This is a genomic window from Enterobacter sp. TMH.L2, from assembly GCF_050847315.1.
GTDB lineage: Bacteria > Pseudomonadota > Gammaproteobacteria > Enterobacterales > Enterobacteriaceae > Cedecea.
Genome location: NZ_CP193791.1, coordinates 3,659,104 through 3,676,748, shown reverse-complemented (window position 1 = coordinate 3,676,748; position 17,645 = coordinate 3,659,104). Strand labels below are relative to the sequence as shown.

General features: G+C 58.9%; 11 protein-coding genes. 6 read left to right on the top strand and 5 right to left on the bottom strand.

Features of this window, described 5'->3' with window-relative positions:
- Positions 1-22: 22 nt before the first annotated feature.
- Both fumA and ACREYP_RS17675 read right to left on the bottom strand, forming a co-directional pair.
- The gene (gene fumA / locus ACREYP_RS17680) at positions 23-1,672 is read right to left on the bottom strand and encodes a class I fumarate hydratase FumA (protein WP_336818486.1); all 1,650 of its coding nucleotides are present in this window, start codon (positions 1,670-1,672) and stop codon (positions 23-25) included.
- A gap of 55 nt (positions 1,673-1,727) precedes the next feature.
- Positions 1,728-3,239: an anion permease gene (locus ACREYP_RS17675; protein ID WP_008454410.1), complete on the bottom strand. Its 1,512-nt coding sequence runs from the start codon at positions 3,237-3,239 to the stop codon at positions 1,728-1,730.
- Between the two features lie 619 nt (positions 3,240-3,858).
- Here ACREYP_RS17675 and ACREYP_RS17670 point away from each other — a divergent pair.
- The gene (locus ACREYP_RS17670; protein ID WP_336818487.1) at positions 3,859-6,639 is read left to right on the top strand and encodes a flavocytochrome c; all 2,781 of its coding nucleotides are present in this window, start codon (positions 3,859-3,861) and stop codon (positions 6,637-6,639) included.
- 58 nt (positions 6,640-6,697) lie between these two features.
- Positions 6,698-7,669 (top strand): FAD:protein FMN transferase, encoded by a 972-nt coding sequence (locus ACREYP_RS17665; protein WP_336818488.1) that lies wholly within the window; start codon positions 6,698-6,700, stop codon positions 7,667-7,669.
- Here the strand turns inward: ACREYP_RS17665 and dcuR are convergent.
- From dcuR to ACREYP_RS17650, 3 genes are all read right to left on the bottom strand, one after another.
- Complete coding sequence (gene dcuR / locus ACREYP_RS17660; RefSeq protein ID WP_008454417.1) at positions 7,650-8,369, bottom strand: two-component system response regulator DcuR; 720 nt, start codon at positions 8,367-8,369, stop codon at positions 7,650-7,652. The genes ACREYP_RS17665 and dcuR overlap by 20 nt on opposite strands.
- Positions 8,366-9,988 (bottom strand): sensor histidine kinase, encoded by a 1,623-nt coding sequence (locus ACREYP_RS17655; RefSeq protein WP_008454419.1) that lies wholly within the window; start codon positions 9,986-9,988, stop codon positions 8,366-8,368. Before ACREYP_RS17655 ends, dcuR begins: the two co-directional genes overlap by 4 nt.
- Before the next feature lie 64 nt (positions 9,989-10,052).
- Positions 10,053-10,817 carry an AraC family transcriptional regulator gene (locus ACREYP_RS17650; protein ID WP_166876253.1) on the bottom strand — a complete coding sequence of 255 codons (765 nt, stop codon included), beginning with the start codon at positions 10,815-10,817 and terminating at the stop codon, positions 10,053-10,055.
- A gap of 180 nt (positions 10,818-10,997) precedes the next feature.
- Between ACREYP_RS17650 and ACREYP_RS17645 the strand changes: the two genes are divergently transcribed.
- The 4 genes from ACREYP_RS17645 to ACREYP_RS17630 are packed head-to-tail and all read left to right on the top strand — an operon-like array spanning position 10,998 to position 17,638.
- Positions 10,998-13,130 (top strand): TonB-dependent siderophore receptor, encoded by a 2,133-nt coding sequence (locus ACREYP_RS17645; RefSeq protein ID WP_336818489.1) that lies wholly within the window; start codon positions 10,998-11,000, stop codon positions 13,128-13,130.
- A gap of 4 nt (positions 13,131-13,134) precedes the next feature.
- Complete coding sequence (locus ACREYP_RS17640; RefSeq protein WP_336818490.1) at positions 13,135-13,995, top strand: ABC transporter substrate-binding protein; 861 nt, start codon at positions 13,135-13,137, stop codon at positions 13,993-13,995.
- Entirely contained in the window at positions 13,988-15,985 is a 1,998-nt protein-coding gene (gene fhuB, locus ACREYP_RS17635; RefSeq protein WP_498881005.1) for an iron ABC transporter permease, read from the top strand. Before ACREYP_RS17640 ends, fhuB begins: the two co-directional genes overlap by 8 nt.
- Before the next feature lie 33 nt (positions 15,986-16,018).
- Positions 16,019-17,638: a cyclic peptide export ABC transporter gene (locus tag ACREYP_RS17630; protein ID WP_336818492.1), complete on the top strand. Its 1,620-nt coding sequence runs from the start codon at positions 16,019-16,021 to the stop codon at positions 17,636-17,638.
- Positions 17,639-17,645: the final 7 nt, after the last annotated feature.

The window sequence follows — 17,645 nt, the reverse complement described above, 5'->3', positions numbered from 1 at the left end:
TTATTATCCGTATTCACTGAAATCAGTGCTTGTTACAGCCCGCGCACTGTTTGTTCTGGATCTGCTGGAAGAAGTCGTTGCCTTTGTCATCCACCAGGATAAACGCCGGGAAGTCTTCCACTTCGATTTTCCAGATGGCTTCCATACCCAGCTCAGGGTATTCCACCAGTTCAAGGCTCTTGATGCTGTTTTGCGCCAGCACAGCCGCCGGGCCACCGATGCTGCCCAGGTAGAAGCCGCCGTGTTTGTGACAGGCGTCGGTCACTGGCTTGCTGCGGTTGCCTTTGGCCAGCATGATCATGCTGCCGCCGTTGGCCTGCAGCTGGTCCACGTAGGAGTCCATGCGGCCTGCCGTGGTTGGGCCCAGGGAACCGGAAGCGTAACCTTCCGGCGTTTTAGCCGGGCCAGCGTAGTAGATCGGGTGATCTTTCACGTACTGCGGCAACGCTTCGCCGTTATCGAGGCGTTCTTTCAGCTTCGCGTGGGCGATGTCGCGTGCCACGATGATGGTGCCGCTAAGCGACAGGCGAGTGGACACCGGGAAGTCGGACAGCTGCGCGAGGATCTCTTTCATCGGGCGGTTCAGGTTCACTTTCACCGCTTCGCCTTCTCCGGCCTGGCGCAGCTCTTCCGGGATGTATTTGCCCGGATTGCTTTCCAGCTTCTCAATCCAGATGCCGTCTTTGTTGATTTTCGCCTTGATGTTGCGGTCGGCGGAGCAGGAGACGCCCATGCCGATTGGGCAGGATGCGCCGTGGCGTGGCAGACGAACGACGCGGATATCGTGGGCGAAGTATTTGCCGCCGAACTGCGCGCCCAGGCCAAGCTCCTGCGCTTCTTTCAGCAGCTCTTGCTCAAGCTGCACGTCGCGGAACGCCTGGCCGTGCTCGTTACCTTCGGTTGGCAGGCCGTCGTAGTAGTGGGTCGACGCCAGCTTCACGGTTTTCAGCGTGGATTCTGCGGAGGTGCCGCCAATCACAAACGCGACGTGATACGGCGGACAGGCCGCGGTGCCCAGCGTGCGCATCTTCTCAACCAGGTAATTTTTAAGCTTCGCCGGGGTGATCAGTGCTTTAGTTTCCTGATACAGATAGGTTTTGTTGGCAGAACCGCCGCCTTTGGCGACGCACAGGAATTTATATTCATCGCCGTCCACGCTGTAGAGGTCAATTTGTGCAGGCAGGTTGGTGCCGGTGTTCACCTCTTTGTACATATCCAGCGCGGCGTTCTGGGAGTAGCGCAGGTTATCTTCGATGTAGGTGTTGTACACGCCCTGAGACAGCGCCGCTTCATCGCCACCGCCGGTCCAGACGCGCTGGCCTTTTTTGCCCATGATGATGGCGGTGCCGGTATCCTGGCAGGTCGGCAGAATGCCCTTGGCCGAGATGTCTGAGTTACGCAGGAACTGCAGCGCGACGTACTTATCGTTTTCGCTGGCTTCCGGGTCGCTCAGGATATCCGCCACCTGCTGCTGGTGTGCCGGACGCAGCATAAACGCCGCATCGTGAAACGCCTGCTGAGCGAGCAGGGTCAGCGCCTGTGGCTCAACTTTAAGGATGGACTGGCCTTCAAATTCGCTGACGGAAACGTGGTCGCGGGTTAACAGGTAATATTCGGTGTCGTCATGCGCCTGCGGGAAGGGATTTTGGTAAACAAAAGGTTTGTTCGACATAGCTCGTTACTCCATAAAAATAAACCGCCGGAGGTTGCCCTCCAGCGGCTTTAAATCAGAACATCAGGGACATCCACGGATAACCAATCACCAGCAGCGCGGCCAGGAACAGGCCACCGAAGATGGTGCCCAGGCGCCAGTAATCTTTAGTTGGCAGGTAGCCGCTACCGTAGTAGATAGGGCTTGGGCCGGTGCCGTATGGAGTGATGATGCCCATGATACCCAGCGAGGTCACCATCAGCAGACAGAACACTTCCATATTCATGCCCGGAATGGTGGAGGCGATGGTCAGCATCGCTGGCAGCAGCGCGGTGGTGTGCGCGGTGGTGCTCGCAAACAGGTAGTGCAGCAGGTAGAACGCCAGCAGCAGGACAATGGTCGCGGTGCCTGGGGCGATACCGGTCATCAGCGCGCCGCCTTCTTTACCCAGCCAGGAGATGAAGCCGGTAGAAGACAGGCCATCGGCCAGGGCAACCAGGGTGGCGAACCAGACGAAGGTGTTCCACGCCGCTTTGTTATTGGTGATGTCGTTCCAGTTCAGAACGCCGGTCCACAGCATCAGCACGATAACCAGCAGGGCCGCAAGCGCAGGTTCAATCCAGCTTGCCGCGAAGATCCACATCACCAGCGCGGAGCAGACGAACACCAGCAGCAGGATTTCGTTGCGGGACAGTTTGCCCAGTTTTTCCAGTTCACGGCTCGCCCATTTTGGCACTTCGTCGTTCACTTTCACTTCAGGCGGGTAGAGCCAGTAAGCCAGCAGCGGCATGGTCAGCAGTAACAGCAGGCCCAGCGGCAGGAAGGCGAGGAACCACATGCCCCAGGAGATGTTGATGCCAACGATGCTTTTCACCAAAGCCAGTGCCAGCAGGTTAGGGGCCAGCGCAGAGAGGAACATTGAGCTGGTGATACAGGCTGCGGTGATAGCCACCCACATCAGGTAAGAACCGATTTTACGCGCGCTTGGGTCGTTAGGTTTTGAGCCATACAGCGGCGGCAGGTTAGCGATAATCGGGTAGATGGTCCCGCCGCTGCGTGCGGTGTTGGACGGGGTAAACGGTGCCAGCAGCAGGTCGGCGAAAGCAATGGCGTAGCCCAGCGTCAGGCTGCGGCGGCCAAGGTATTTCACCAGAATCAGCGCCAGTCGGCGGCCAAACTGGGTCTTATCGTAACCGGCAGCAAACATAAATGCGCCGAAGATAAGCCAGACGGTGGAGTTCCCGAAGCCGCTGACCGCCCATTTAAAGGAGGCTCCCGCCAGCTTGAATTTCGGGTCGGCCATTTGCTCCGGGCTGAACAGCAGCCACTGACTGCCGAGCGAAATGACGACGATCCCGGTCAGGCCGATAACGGCGCCCGGCAGCGGTTCGAAGATAAGCCCGACGATAACGCCGACGAAGACAGCGAAGAAGTGCCAGGCGTACGGCGGCAGGCCGTCCGGGACCGGAACCAGCATCAGCAACAGCGCCACAATGATGGGCAGGGCCATCATCAGCCAACGTTTGTTGTTGCCTGCTTTTTTATTGCTCTCTTTGAGCGGCGGTAGATTGGTGGTTATTACACTCATAATGACACCGTTATAAGGAGTTAAGGATTCGTTTTATATTTCCGCTTACTTTAGTTTTTAAACTTACTTTATTAATTAAACGCTCTTGGTTAGCGGTTGCGGAAATAGGTATTCATCGCTTTTTATCGGCGGTGAATTAAATTTTATGGATAGTTATATATTGCGCTTTCGGGGTATATGACAATTGATCGAGATCAAAAAAACAGATTCTGGTTATTCTTTTCGTAAAAAATAATAGTTCGTGTTTTAGCAGGGTTATTTACGGCGAAAAGTTATCAGTTTGATCATTAAAAAAGCGGCGCTCAGGTCATTTTTGATGTTTTTTGCTGACTCGATTCCGCTTGCCGCATGGTCTGGCGCGTGTTCACGGCGTGCATCCGGTAGGTAACTAAAATGTTATATTAATTTAATAAGCTGTTATCTTTTATATTTTAATTAATAACACGTTGTGGGTAATTGTGTTATTACGGTTCTTCAATAGTTTTTAAACTAACGTAAATAGTTTGGTAACTAAAAATAGTCTTATATTGTTGACATGCGAAATGGCCAATAACCAGAACGAAAATAGTGCCAGCAACCGAATTCTCAGTTTTAAATTTTAAAGTTTGGAGTCGACATTATGAGCACCGACAAAAACATGTTAAGCCCATTTACTTTACCTAACGGTACGGCGTTAAAAAATCGTCTGCTAATGGCACCGATGACTACCTGTACCGGGTATTTTGATGGCACCGTGACCGAAGAGCTGGTGGAGTACTACCGCGTCCGCGCCGGGAGCATCGGTACCATCGTGGTGGAATGCTGCTTTATTGACGATTTAGGCCTGGCCTTCCCTGGCGCTATCGGGATAGACACCGACGAAAAAATTGCTGGCCTGGCGAAAATCGCCGCCGCGATTAAAGCTGAAGGCTCCAGAGCCCTGCTGCAGATTTACCACGGCGGCCGCATGGTCGACCCTAAACTCATCGGTGGCCGCACGCCGGTTGGCCCAAGCGCGCTGGCCGCACCACGCGACGGTGCTGCAACACCGCGTGCCCTGACCACAGAAGAAGTGGCGGGCATGGTGACTAAATTTGGTGAGGCCGTTCGCCGCGCCATTCAGGCTGGTTTCGACGGTGTGGAAATCCACGGCGCGAACACCTATCTGATTCAACAGTTCTACTCCCCGAACTCAAACCAGCGTGATGACGAATGGGGCGGCAGCCGCGACAACCGCGCTAAGTTCCCGCTTGCCGTGCTGGATATCACCCATCAGATGGTGCGTCAGTTTGCTGACGATGCATTCATCATCGGCTACCGTTTCTCCCCGGAAGAGCTTGAAGTGCCAGGGATTCGTTTCGACGACACCATGTACCTGCTGGAAAAACTGGCCGAGCGAGGCCTGGACTACCTGCACTTCTCTCTGGGTTACTCGCTGCGTCCGTCCATTAACGACACCACCGACCCGACGCCGCTGATCAATAAATACTGTGCAATGCGCTCCGACGCGCTGGCGCAGATCCCGGTGATGGGCGTGGGCGGCATCGTGAATGCTTCCGACGTGGAAACCGCGCTGGAGCACGGGTATGACCTGGTGGCCGTAGGCCGCGCCTGCATTGCCTACCCGGACTGGACTGCCCGCATCGCCAACGGCGAAGTGCTGGATCTGTTTATCGACAGCACCAAACGCGAAGAATTGACCATCCCTGAGCCGCTGTGGCGCTTCTCGCTGGTCGAGGCGATGATCCGTGACATGAGCATGGGCGGAGCCTCTAAATTTAAACCGGGGATCTTCGAAGAAACCGTCAGCGATGACGTCAACCAACTGGTGATTAACGTCAGCCTCGACAGCGATCGCATCGCCGATATCGCGCTGGCCGCTGGCCCGCAGGACGACGTGGAGTTCACCACTAACTTCGAAGAAATTCGTACCCGTATCCTGACCGCCAACTCGCCGTTTGTGGATGCCATTTCCGGCGCGACTTCCCAGAGCGAAGCGGTGAAAAAAGCCGTTTCTAAAGCGATGGTGAAATCCAGCAAGCAGCAGGCGTTTGAAGAAAGCGGCGGCGTTAGCGCCCCGCAGAACTACGACGTCGTTGTGGTCGGCAGCGGCGGTGCCGGTCTGGCGGCGGCGATTCAGGCTCACGACGAAGGTGCCAGCGTGCTGATCGTTGAGAAAATGCCGTCCATCGGCGGGAACACCGTTAAGGCATCTGCCGGGATGAACGCGGCGGAAACCCGCTTCCAGCGCGTCAAAGGTATCTTCGACAGCAAAGAGCTGTTCTATGCCGAAACCCTGAAAGGCGGCTACAACAAAAATAACCCAGAGCTGCTGCACCGCTTTGTGGAAAACGCCCCGCAGGCCATTGAGTGGCTGGCGGATCGCGGCATCATGCTGAACGACATCACCACCACCGGCGGGATGAGCATTGACCGCACCCACCGCCCACGTGACGGCTCGGCGGTCGGCGGCTACCTGATCAGCGGCCTGCTGCGTAACATCAACAAACGCAGCATCGACGTGCTGATGGAAACGGCGGTAACGGAAATCCTGTTTGACCAGGGCGCAGTCAGCGGCGTGGCGCTGCTGACGGACGAAAACGAAGCGCTGACCATCCACGCGAAAAGCGTGATCGTGGCGACCGGCGGCTTCAGCGCCAACAGCTCGATGGTGGTGAAATACCGCCCGGATCTGGAAGGCTTTGTCACCACTAACCACAAAGGCGCCACGGGCGGCGGTATCGCGCTGCTGGAAAAACTGGGCGCAGGCACCGTGGATATGGGCGAAATACAGATTCACCCAACCGTGGAGCAAACCACCTCGTACCTGATTTCCGAGTCCATTCGCGGCGGCGGTGCCATCCTTGTGAACCAAAAAGGCAGCCGCTTCTTCAACGAAATGGAAACCCGCGATAAAGTGTCGGCGCAGATTATCGCGCTGCCGGAGAAATACGCTTACATCGTGTTCGACGAGAACGTTCGCACTAAAAACAAAGCGGCAGATGAGTACATCGCCAAAGGCTTTGTGGTCAGCGCCGAAGGGCCTCGCGAACTGGCGGAGAAACTGGGAATGGATTACCACACCTTCCTCGCCACGCTTGAGCGTTACAACGGCTTCGTGGAAAATCAGTACGACGAAGATTTTGGCCGTAAAACCGCGCTGCGCAACCCGATTAAAGATGGCCCGTTCCACGCCATCCGCATCGCCCCTGGGGTGCACCACACCATGGGCGGCGTGACCATCAACGCCGAAACCGAAGTGCTGGATAAACAGCATCAGGTTATCCCTGGCGCGTTCGCGGCGGGTGAAGTGGCCGGTGGTATTCACGGCGGCAACCGCATCGGCGGTAACGCGGTGGCGGATATTATTGTCTTTGGTACCCTGGCGGGCCATCAGGCGGCAAGCTGGGCAAAACGCTAAGCCCAACTGCGCTCCGGCCCTCGCCGGGGCGCAACCTTTTCAGCAAAAGGAGCCCGCTATGTCGCAACCCGAAGGTGTTTATGGCTACTCTGCCGTTTTAATGGGCTCGCCCATTCTCCTCAAGCTGTTCGAACCCAACGAAACTCTCGCCTCTCAGGTGTTCCGCCTGATCAAACAATACGAAGATCTGCTCACCGTGAACCGGGCCGAATCCCAGGTGATGAGCATTAATCACGCGGCGGGCAAACATCCGGTTGCCGTCAGCCGTCCGGTGTTCGAGCTTATCAAATGCGCCAAAGCCGCCAGCCTGTTCCCCGACAGTATTTTTAATCTCGCCATTGGCCCGCTGGTGAAGCGGTGGAAGATTGGTTTCAAGGGCGATAGCGTTCCGCCGGCAGAAGACATCGCCGCGCTGCTGCCGCGCACGCAGCCGCATCAGGTGGTGCTGGACGAAGCCGAAGGCAGCGTTTATCTGGCACATAGCGGGATGGAAATAGACCTGGGCGCGATAGCCAAGGGCTACATTGCCGACCGGGTACGCGACTTCCTGCAGCGGCAGGGCGTGGCGCAGGGGCTGATTAACCTCGGCGGCAACGTGCAGACGCTGGGCTCGCCGGAAGGCGGCTGGTCCATCGGGCTGAAAAAGCCGTTTAGCGGCCCGGAAGAGATGCTGGGCGTGATTGAGGTGGCGAACAAATCGGTGGTGACATCCGGCGTTTACGAGCGCTATTTCGAGCTGGACGGCAAACGCTATCACCATATTCTCGACCCGCGCACGGGCTACCCGCTGGATAACGACCTGGATAGCGTGACGATCGTCTCGACTGACTCGCTGGATGGGGACATCTGGACGACGTTGATTTACGGCATGGGATTAGAAAAGGGCGGCGCCGTGCTGGCGAATCGCCCCGATATCGAGGCGATTTTTGTCACCAAACAGCGAGAGATTATTCTCTCTTCCGCCAGCAGCCAGTTCCGCTTTACGTTACTGGATGACAGCTACCGGCTGATTACTGGCAGTACTGCTTGAGCAGGCCAAGCTGTTCGGCCTGCAGGCGATAGCGGTACACCGGGCGGCCGGTCATGCCGTAATGAATGCTGGTGAACAGGATATTGATCTGCGCCAGCCAGATCAGATACTTACGGCATGACACGCGAGAGATATTCACCGCCGCCGCCAGTTCGTCGGTGGAGAACTCTTCCGTCGGGTGGGTGTCGATCCACTGGCAAATGGTGCGCAGCGTTTGCGGCGTCAGCCCTTTCGGCAGGCGCTTGGCGTCCGCGACCACCGGGGAGCCACCGTGCAGCAGTCGGTCAACGTCCGCCTGCTCGTAATATTTGTGGGTGCCCATCAGGTTTTTCTTTTCGCGCCAGTTGGTTAACGCTTCTTCAAAGCGCGGGAACTGGAACGGTTTGATCAGGTAATCCACCACGCCGTAGTGCATCGACTTCTGGATAGTCGCCGCGTCCGCCGCCGAGGAGATAACGATCACATCGATGGTTTTTCCCGCTTCACGCAGCGTCGGCAGCAGATCCAGGCCGTTATCCTGCTGCATATACACATCCAGCAGGATCAGATCTATTTTTAGCTCCGGGTTGCTGACCATCTCCCGCGCCTGTTTCAGCGTGGAGGCGGAACCGCAGCAGCTAAAGCCCGGGATTTGGCTGACGTAGGCGCGGTTAAGTTCCGCAACCATCGCATCATCATCAACAATTAAGACATTAATCACGCATTGTTCCTTTCACTATCCCAGGGTAACTGCACAAAGAATTGGGTGAAGACGCCGGGTTCTGACTCCACCTGAATACTGCCGCCAAGGCGCTCAAGCTGCTGCCTGGCAAGGAACAGCCCCACGCCACGCTGCTCGCCTTTGGTGGAGTAGCCTTTGTCAAAAATAGACTGAATATGGTCCGGCTCTATACCCGGTCCGTCGTCGCTGACTTCCACGCTTAGCACGCCGTTCTGGTAGTGCAGCAGCACGCCTACTTCGCCATCAGGCTGGTCGCCCATCGCGTCCAGCGCGTTTTCAATCAGGTTGCCCAGCGCGGTAATCAGCGCCATCACCTGAAGTTCGTTCGGGTTGTCCGGCAGCTGGCATTCGTCGGCAAGCGCCAGATGGTGGCCCGCTTCCCGCGCGCGGTTAATCTTGCCGATCAGGAACCCGGCAATCACCGGCGACTTAATTTTGCTCTGCAGCGTGCCAATTTCCGTCTGGTAATTGCTGGCGGTTTGCAGAATGTACTCTTCAAGCTTGTCGTAATGCTTAAGCTGCAGCAGGCCAAGAATGACGTGCAGCTTATTCATAAATTCGTGCGAGCGCTCGCGCAGCGCGTCGACATAATTCACCATGCCGTCTACACGCTGGGTCAACAAATTGATTTCAGTCTTGTCTCGGAAGGTACTGATGGCGCCGATCACCTGATTATTTATACGAATTGGCACCGCATTACACAAGACCAGGCGGCCATAGCTGATGATTTGCCGATCCTGAATCGGCGTGCCGGTGTGCAGCACTTCGCACAGCGTGGCCACCAGCGGCCCCGGCGGCACGGTTTTACCGAGGCGGAAATCGTCCGGGGAGAGCAGCATTTTGCGCGCCGCGTGGTTGATAAGCGTCACGCGGCCTTCGCGGTCAACGGCGATAATGCCCTCTTTAACGGACTGCAGCATAGCCTGGCGCTGCTCGAACAGCGCGGAGATTTCATACGGCTCGAAGCCGAACAGAATGCGTTTCAGCACCCGCACCAGCACCCAGGTGCCGAGCGAGCCGAACAGGGCGCTGAACAACACCGTCCAGAGCACGCTCCAGCGGCTCTTGCTGATCTGCTCGTCCACTTTGCTCAGCGAGATGCCGATGGCGACTACGCCTATCTGCTTATGCTGTTCGTTATAGACCGGCGTAAAGACGCGCAGGGCTTCCGCCAGCACGCCGTGGTTGATCGACACATTCTCTTTGCCTTCCAGCGCCGGGAAAATGTCGTCGCCAATAAAATGCGAGCCAATATTGCCGGGTTGGGGATGTGAATAGCGAATGCCGTTCATGTCGGTCACCACCACGAACAGCAGGTCATTACGCTCCTGTACGCGGGTAGCTACCGGCGGAATAATGTCTTTGCTGTGGGGCTGCGTCAGGCCGTATTTGATCGTCGGATCGTCGGCCAGGGTTCTCGCCACCGCCAGCGCGGTGTCTTTCAGGCCGCTGCGGGTGGCGTTGCTGATCTGGATAAAGTACAGGGCGTAAACCACAAGCAGCACCGAGCCGATAACGGCGCACAGCATCAGCGTCACCGAGGTGCTGAGTTTCATCGGGCGCTTGGCCGTCGTTTGCGGGGGCTTCGTGTCGCTCATGGTTGTTCCGGTCCGGGGCGCAAACGGTGATTATCGCCGATGGAACCGGATTGTAAAAGCCGTGTCAGAGATAGCGGCCAATATACCTCTGCGGGGAAACGCCCAGCTTTTTCCTGAACATAGCGATAAACGCGCTGCTGCTGGCGTAGCCGAGCGTGCTGGAAAGATTGCTGATGGTGGTGCCGCGCGCAAGGTGGCAGACGGCTTCCACCAGGTGCATTTGCTGCCGCCATTCGGTAAAGCTGAGCTGCGTCTCTTCCCGGAACAGCCTCGCCAGGGTTCTTTCGCTTGCGCCGACCCGTTTTCCCCACCAGGCCAGGGTTTCCCGCTGGGAAAGGTCGCTGCACAGCGCATCGCAAAGCTGGCGAATACGCCTGTCGTGGGGAAGGGTGATATGGCACAGGGCAATATCCTGCAGGCGCAGCAGCTCGTTGTGCAGCAGGTCGTGCAATAGCTGGCTTCGCTGCGGGTCGGCGGGTTTTTCCAGGCCAGCGACGGTCAGGGACTGAAACAGCGGCGTGACGGCCAGGCTGCGGCTGTGGCGGCTGAACGCGGCAGAAGCCGCTGGCGTCATGTAGAGATTGTGGGTGACCACGTTGCCGATGGCTTCCAGGCCGTGAGGCAGGCGCCCCGGCAGCCAAAGCGCGTGGCCAGGGGCGACGACCCAGACGTTTTGCTCGCTGCGGATTTTTGCCACGCCGCTGACCGGGTAAATCAGCTGGCCCTGCTCGTGGGCGTGAAACGGCTCCTGGCTTCCTGCGCTATAATGGAGTTCTCGTACTTCCAGAAACGCTTCCTGCGGACTCTGCTGTGTGAATTGCTTTATCATTTGTTGCCTGCCGTTCGTCCGATTCTCGCCATTTCATGATGCAGTAGCGCGTTAAGACAATCTCTGTCCGCTTTGCGATATCCCGTCAACCGATCGCGCTATTCTGCCACGGGTGCTCTTCTCTTTTAAAGGTGAATAATTATCATTTCGATCCTCTTCTTATAACATGATACGGTCGATATGAAACAGGGCGGATGGGTAAACGGGAACATGCCTTTAAAGGCGTTAAGTTGTGCGGTCTTTGCGGCGTGCGCGGGCTTTGCCCATGCAGCAGACAAACCGGCGGCACAGGACAGCACGATGGTTGTTACGGCCACGGCACCTTCTTCTTCCGGGCAGGAAGATGAAACCAATGTGGTGGCACATGAGGCGGTGGCTGGCACCAAATCCAGCTCGCTGATTAGCCGCACGCCGCAGAGTATTTCGGTGGTGACACAGGCGCAAATCGCGGCCATGGCGGCAAAAAACATTCCCCAGACGCTGCGCTACGTCGCGGGCGTCTCCTCGGAAGATGCCGGCCCGGATACCCGCTTTGACACCATCATGGTGCGTGGCTTTGAAGCCGACGAATATCTGGACGGCCTGCGCCTGCCGCGCGAAGCCTGGTGGAGCCGCCCGGCGTGGGATCCGTTCCTGCTCTCCCGCATTGAAGTGGTCAAAGGTCCGGCTTCGGTGCTCTACGGCCAGGCCAACCCCGGCGGCGTAGTGAATCTTGTCAGCAAAACGCCGCAGGCCCAGCCGGGCGGCCAGGTTTACGTCAGCGCCGGGAATAACAGCCAGTTTGGCACCGGCTTTGACGTCACCGGCCCGCTAACCGACAGCAAAGAGTGGCTTGGCCGCGTGGCGGGCACCTTCTTCGACACCAAAACGCAGGTCGATCATACCCGCTACCAGCACTACGACATTGCGCCGTCCGTGACCTGGCAGCCAAACGATCGCACCAGCCTGACGCTGCTGGCCCAGCTGCGCCAGGATCCTGACACCGGTTTCTACAACATGCTGCCGGTCAAAGGCACGCTGGTGAACAACCCGAACGGTAATATTGGCACCCACTTCTACGGCGGCCAGCCGGGCTTTGATACCTACACCCGCAGGCAGGGCAGCATCGGCTATCAGTTCCGTACCGAATTGAGCGATAACATTACGCTGCGCCAGAACGTGCGTTACATCAGCAGCAGCGCCGATTACCGCATGGTGTACCCGTTCGGGACGTACCCAACCCAGCCGCTGGTTGACCGCTACTCCATGAACCTTACCGAAACGATGAGTAACTTTGCGGCGGATAACCAGGGCGAGTTCCGCTTTGATACCGGCCCAGTGTCGCACACCGCGCTGCTCGGCGTGGATGTGATGCACTCCTCGGTGCGCAGCCAGGCGGGCTACGGCGACGCTGTGCCGCTGAATTACCTCAACCCGGACTACAGCACGCCGGTCGAGATCCCGGCGTTTACCAGCAACAGCCATTCGACGATGGATCAAACGGGGCTTTACCTGCAGGATCAGCTGACGCTGGACAACTGGGTGATGAGCCTCGCCGGGCGGTATGACAGCGCGCAAACCAAAGCGACCAACCTGCTGGACGGTTCTCACCAGACGCGCAATGACTACGCCACCACCGGCCGTGCGGGGCTGTTGTACCACTTTGATAACGGCATTGCGCCGTACATCAGCTATTCCACCTCGTTTGTGCCAAGCGCGGGTACCGGGTTTAACGGCAATGCGTTTAAGCCAACCAAAGGCAAGCAGACCGAAGTTGGGCTGAAGTACGATCCGGTCGGAATGGACGCGCTGTTTACTCTGGCACTGTTCGATCTGCGCCAAACCAACGTCGCCACGCCGGATCCCGATCATGTGAATTACAGCGTGCAGACCGGAGAGATCCGCTCCCGTGGGATCGAACTGGAAGGTAAAGTGAACGTCACGCCAGCCTGGCAGATCCTCGCATCCTACTCGCTGACCGACCCGGAAGTGCTGCAGGCGAACGACGGCAGCGAAGGCAAACACCCGATGGGCATTTCCCGCAACCTGGCCAAGCTCTGGAGCCAGTACGCGTTCAGCGGCCCGCTGGATGGTTTCTCCCTCGGCGGCGGCGTGCGCTATGTCGGCCCAAGCTATGCGACAACGGATAACTCGCTGCAGGTGCCGGGCGCCACGGTGTATGACGCCCGCATCGGCTGGCAGTACCGCCAGTGGCAGGTTGCCCTTAACGCCGCTAACCTGACGAACAAAACCTACCTTGCAGCCTGCCAAAACAACGGCTGTGAGTACGCGGTTAAGCGTCAGTACGTGGCAACGTTAAGCTACCAGTGGTAAGCGAATGCTCTCCCGCAGACGTTTACTGACCTTTGCGCTGGCCGCCCCGTTTATCGGGGCGGCTGGTGCCGTTTCCGGGCCTCCGCAGCGCCTGGCGGTGCTGGACTGGGGGCTGACTGAGCTGATTCTGGCGCTTGGCGTGACGCCGCAGTCGGTATCGGCCCCCGACTGGTATCGCAAGCTGATAGGCACGCCGGAACTCCCCGCCAGCGTGGTGGATATCGGCCTGCTGTTTCAGCCAAACCTCGAAACCCTGTATGCGTTGAAGCCCGGTCTGATCGTTATCACGCCGGGTCATGCGCTTCTTAAGCCTCAGCTGGATCGTATTGCGCCCACGCTGACGCTGCCAACCGGCAGTCTCGCCGAATGGCAAATTTCCCTCGATAAGCTGGCTGTTGTACTCCAACGCCAGGTGCAGGCTCGTGCGGTCACGGCGGCTTTTGAGCAGGCTGCGATTCGAGCCAGAGAATCCGCTTCTGCTTATCAACGTCCGCTGTTTATCGCCACGCCGGTAGACGCGCTGCATATGCGGCTTTACGGCACGGGCAGCCTCGCCGGAGATGTGCTGTCGCGCTGCGGTTTCAGCAATGCCTGGCGCGGCGGCGTTAACGCGCAGGGCGAGGCTATGGTCGAGCTGACGCGCATTGGGGCAGACAATGCCGGGCTGATTCTTTTGCCGGAGGACGGGCAATGGCCGCAGATCCAACGCTGGCAGAGTTCACTGCTCTGGCAGCGCCTGCCGCTCACTTCTCAGACTCAGTTGGCTTTCCCGGCGCAAAAATTCAATTCCGGTGGTGCGCTGGTGACGGCCACGCGCATTGCCGAAGCATTGGGGCAAATCGTGGCGGGGTGGCAGCATGGCTGAGACGGGAAAAACGACGGCTTCCTGGCTGCCGATCGCCGGGCTTTGGCTGGCGAGCATCGTCATGGCGCTGCAAAACGTCGCGCAGCACGGCGGGCTTCTTCATGGCCTTAACGTGCTGTTTAGCTCGAAAATGGCCGACGCGCAGGCGGTGATCCTGCACTCCATGTGGTTCCCGCGCCAGGTGATGGCCTTACTCGGCGGCGCCGTGCTGGCCCTTTGCGGCTGGCTGATGCAGCGGGCGCTGCGCAATCCGCTGGCGGAACCGATTACCCTCGGCATGACTTCCGGCGCAACGCTGGCTTTGGGTGTGGCGTCGATGTGGTTCCCGGCGACGCTGCTCTCTGCACGAACCGGCATAGTGATTACCGGGGAAGTTGTCGCTTTGCTGCTGGTGTTGCTGCTTTCCTGGCGGCAGCGTCTGTCGCCGCTGGTGATGATTCAGGCGGGGATGTTGGTCAACCTGTGGTGCGGCTCGCTGACGATGATCATGGCGGTGATCAACGACCGTTTTCTGCTGTCGGTGCTGATGTGGGGCGGCGGTTCGCTGGCGCAGCAGGACTGGAGCGGCGTGACGGCGATTCTGCCCTGGCTCGGGCTGTGCGGCCTGGCTTTGCTGTTGTTGCTGCGCCCGCTGGCGCTGCTCAGGCTCCCGGAGGCGATGGTGAGCAGCCTGGGGGCTTCTCCGCTGCTGATCCGTTCGGTAGCGATGGCGCTGGCGCTGGTGATGAGCGCCTTAATCATTAACAGCGTCGGGGTGATTGGTTTTATCGGCCTGGCCGCCCCGCACCTGGCGCGCTTAGGTGGGGCGCGTACCACCCGGCAAATGCTCAGCCACTCGCTGCTTATTGGGGCCGGTTTGCTGTGGTTCACCGACCTGTGCGTCAGCCGTATCACGCTGCTGGACGGGCAGCTGCTGCCGGTGGGGATGTTAACTGCCCTGACCGGCGGCCCGCTGCTAATCCTGCTGGCGGGCAAGGCCCGGCACCAGGTACTGGATACCACGCCTTCAGCTTACGAAGGCGAAGCGGGCGGCGTGCGCTTCCCGGCGGGCATGGCTTCTGCGCTGCTGCTGGTGGCTGTTGTGCTGTCGCTGTTTGTCGGCCAGGGGCTGCACGGCTGGCACTGGACGACCCTTGCGGAGCAACCCGCTTTGCTGCCGATGCGCCTGCCGCGCCTGCTGGCGGCATTGAGCGCCGGGGCTTTGCTGGCGGCGGCGGGCGTGTTGATGCAGCGCGTCAGCGGTAACCCGCTGGCAAGCCCGGAGATCCTCGGCATTGGCGGCGGGGCGGCGATGGGCGTGACGGCATTTCTGCTGCTGTTCCCCACGGGCGGAACGGGGCTGATGATCCTCAGCAGCGCCGCCGGGGCGCTGATCAGCCTGCTGGTAACGCTGTGGAGCAGCCGCCAGAGCGCCTTTAACCCGCAGCGGGTGCTGCTGAACGGTCTGGCGCTGAACGCGCTGTTCCAGGCCATCGCCAGCATTGTGATGCTGAATAACCGCCAGGCCAGTTCGATGCTGCTGCAGCTGATGACCGGCAGCACCTACTACGTCAATAACGGCATCGCCATCGGCGTGTCCTTCGCCATGTTGCTGCTGTTGGCGGTTTCTCCGCTGTGCAAACGCTGGCTACTGCTGCTGCCGCTCGGGCAGGTGAGCGGTTCGCTGGGCGTGAATGTCGCCAGGGCGAGGATCAGCGTGCTGGCACTGGCCGCATTGATGACCGGGCTGGCCACGCTGATCGTCGGGCCGGTGTCGTTTGTCGGGCTGCTGGGGCCGCATCTGGCGAGAAAAGCCGGTGCGAAACGCCCGATGGCACAGCTGTTCACCGCCGCGCTGCTGTCCGCGCTGATTATGGTGCTGGCGGACTGGATGGGCCGCAATTTTCTCTATCCGCGTCAGCTGCCCGTGGGGCTGGTGGCGTCGCTGGTCGGCGTACCGCTGCTGGTATGGCCGCTGATCCGTAGCCGGGCGCATACACATCAACAATAGCGCCGGCAGAGTAATGTCGAAAAGGAAGTAACAATGTCTCTGTTAATGATGCTGTTCCGCCTGGTGGGCGGCTGGCTGGTGCTGGCGGCGTTTGCCAGCGTGGTCAGCGGGTTAAGCAACGCCTCGCTGCTGGCGGTGATCAACCATAGCCTGACGCTGCCGCCCGGCGGGCTGGCCGACGTGGCGCTGAAGTTTGTGTTGCTGGCCGCGTTAATGCTGGGCACCCGCGTGCTGGCCGAAACGCTGTTTATGTGGCTCGGGCAAAAAGTGAAGGCCACGCTGCGCAAAGACGTGGTGGATCACGTCAGCGAAACCGCCTGGGCGCAGCTGGAGAAAACCGGCATGGCAAAAGCGGTGTCCATTCTGACTCAGGATCTCGACACGCTGGTGGTCTTTTTCGTCAGCCTGCCGGGGCTGCTTATCTATGGGGCGGCGATTGTCGGCTGCCTGATTTACCTCGGCACGCTGTCGTGGCAGGTCCTGCTGCTGGCGCTGCTGGTGCTTGGCCTGGGGGCGATGGGCTACCGCGCCGCCCACGGTAAAGCGTTGGGGCTGTTGCGTAGCTCGCGGCAGCGGGAAGATACGCTGATTGCCCAGTGTAAAAAACTGTTCGATGGCGGGCGCGAGTTTCGCCTGAACCCGTCGCGCAGGCGGCATTTTGTCGACGGACCGCTGAGCGAGAATATCGAGGCGGTGCGCATCGAACGCACTCGTGGGTATGTGTTTTACGGCCTGGCGAAGAGCTGGGGTAGCGTGCTGTTCTTCGCGTTTATCGGCGTGGTGCTTTACTGGCTGCGGGAGTCGCTGGCGCTGAGTTCGGCGGTGATGACCGGCTACACGATGATTTTTCTGTACATGATTGTGCCGGTGGAAGGCGTTTTGTCGGCGCTGCCGACGGCGACCAGCGCCCGCATCGCGCTCCAGCGAATCGCCCAGCTTAAAACCGATCTGCCGCAGGAAAAGCTGCTGCCGCTGAAAAGCCCGCCGCGTTTTGACGGCCTTGAGCTGGCCGATATTCGCTACGAATATCAGGGCGAAGAGGGGGAACGTTTTACTCTCGGGCCGCTTAATCTTCGTTTCACTCAGGGCGAGCTGGTCTTTCTGGTGGGCGGCAACGGCAGCGGGAAAACCACGCTGGCCAATCTGCTGGTGGGCCTTTACCCGCCGGACAGCGGCGACCTCCGACTAAACGGCAGGCTGATAACGCCCGAGCAGCGTGAGATCTACCGCCAGCATTTTGCCGTGGTATTCAATGATTTCTTCCTGTTCGATGACGTGGATAACGTCCACGAGCGCACGGCGGACCAGGTGAACAAGCTGCTGCACCTGCTGAAGCTCGACCACAAAGTGGCCTTCCGGGGCGGGCGTTTCTCGACCACCGCGCTTTCTCAGGGGCAGCGTAAACGTCTCGCGCTGCTGCAGGCGTGGCTGGAGAATCGGCCTTTTTATCTGTTTGACGAATGGGCGGCGGATCAGGATCCCGGTTTTAAAGAGGTGTTCTACAAAGTGCTGCTGCCGATGCTGAAAGCGGAAGGCAAAACGGTGCTCGCCATTACCCACGACGACCGCTATTTCCCGCTGGCGGACAGGCTGATCAAGCTGGAGTCAGGGCAGGTGGTGGCAGACAGCGTACTCAGGCCGCTGTCTGCCTGAATCACAG

What these genes read in the sequence shown, in the direction of transcription:
- fhuB (WP_498881005.1), top strand. Translation starts at nt 13,988, where the DNA reads ATGGCTGAGACGGGAAAAACGACGGCTTCCTGGCTGCCGATCGCCGGG.
- ACREYP_RS17670 (WP_336818487.1), top strand. Translation starts at nt 3,859, where the DNA reads ATGAGCACCGACAAAAACATGTTAAGCCCATTTACTTTACCTAACGGT.
- ACREYP_RS17640 (WP_336818490.1), top strand. Translation starts at nt 13,135, where the DNA reads ATGCTCTCCCGCAGACGTTTACTGACCTTTGCGCTGGCCGCCCCGTTT.
- ACREYP_RS17650 (WP_166876253.1), bottom strand. Translation starts at nt 10,817, where the DNA reads ATGATAAAGCAATTCACACAGCAGAGTCCGCAGGAAGCGTTTCTGGAA.
- ACREYP_RS17655 (WP_008454419.1), bottom strand. Translation starts at nt 9,988, where the DNA reads ATGAGCGACACGAAGCCCCCGCAAACGACGGCCAAGCGCCCGATGAAA.
- ACREYP_RS17675 (WP_008454410.1), bottom strand. Translation starts at nt 3,239, where the DNA reads ATGAGTGTAATAACCACCAATCTACCGCCGCTCAAAGAGAGCAATAAA.
- ACREYP_RS17665 (WP_336818488.1), top strand. Translation starts at nt 6,698, where the DNA reads ATGTCGCAACCCGAAGGTGTTTATGGCTACTCTGCCGTTTTAATGGGC.
- ACREYP_RS17645 (WP_336818489.1), top strand. Translation starts at nt 10,998, where the DNA reads ATGAAACAGGGCGGATGGGTAAACGGGAACATGCCTTTAAAGGCGTTA.
- fumA (WP_336818486.1), bottom strand. Translation starts at nt 1,672, where the DNA reads ATGTCGAACAAACCTTTTGTTTACCAAAATCCCTTCCCGCAGGCGCAT.
- ACREYP_RS17630 (WP_336818492.1), top strand. Translation starts at nt 16,019, where the DNA reads ATGTCTCTGTTAATGATGCTGTTCCGCCTGGTGGGCGGCTGGCTGGTG.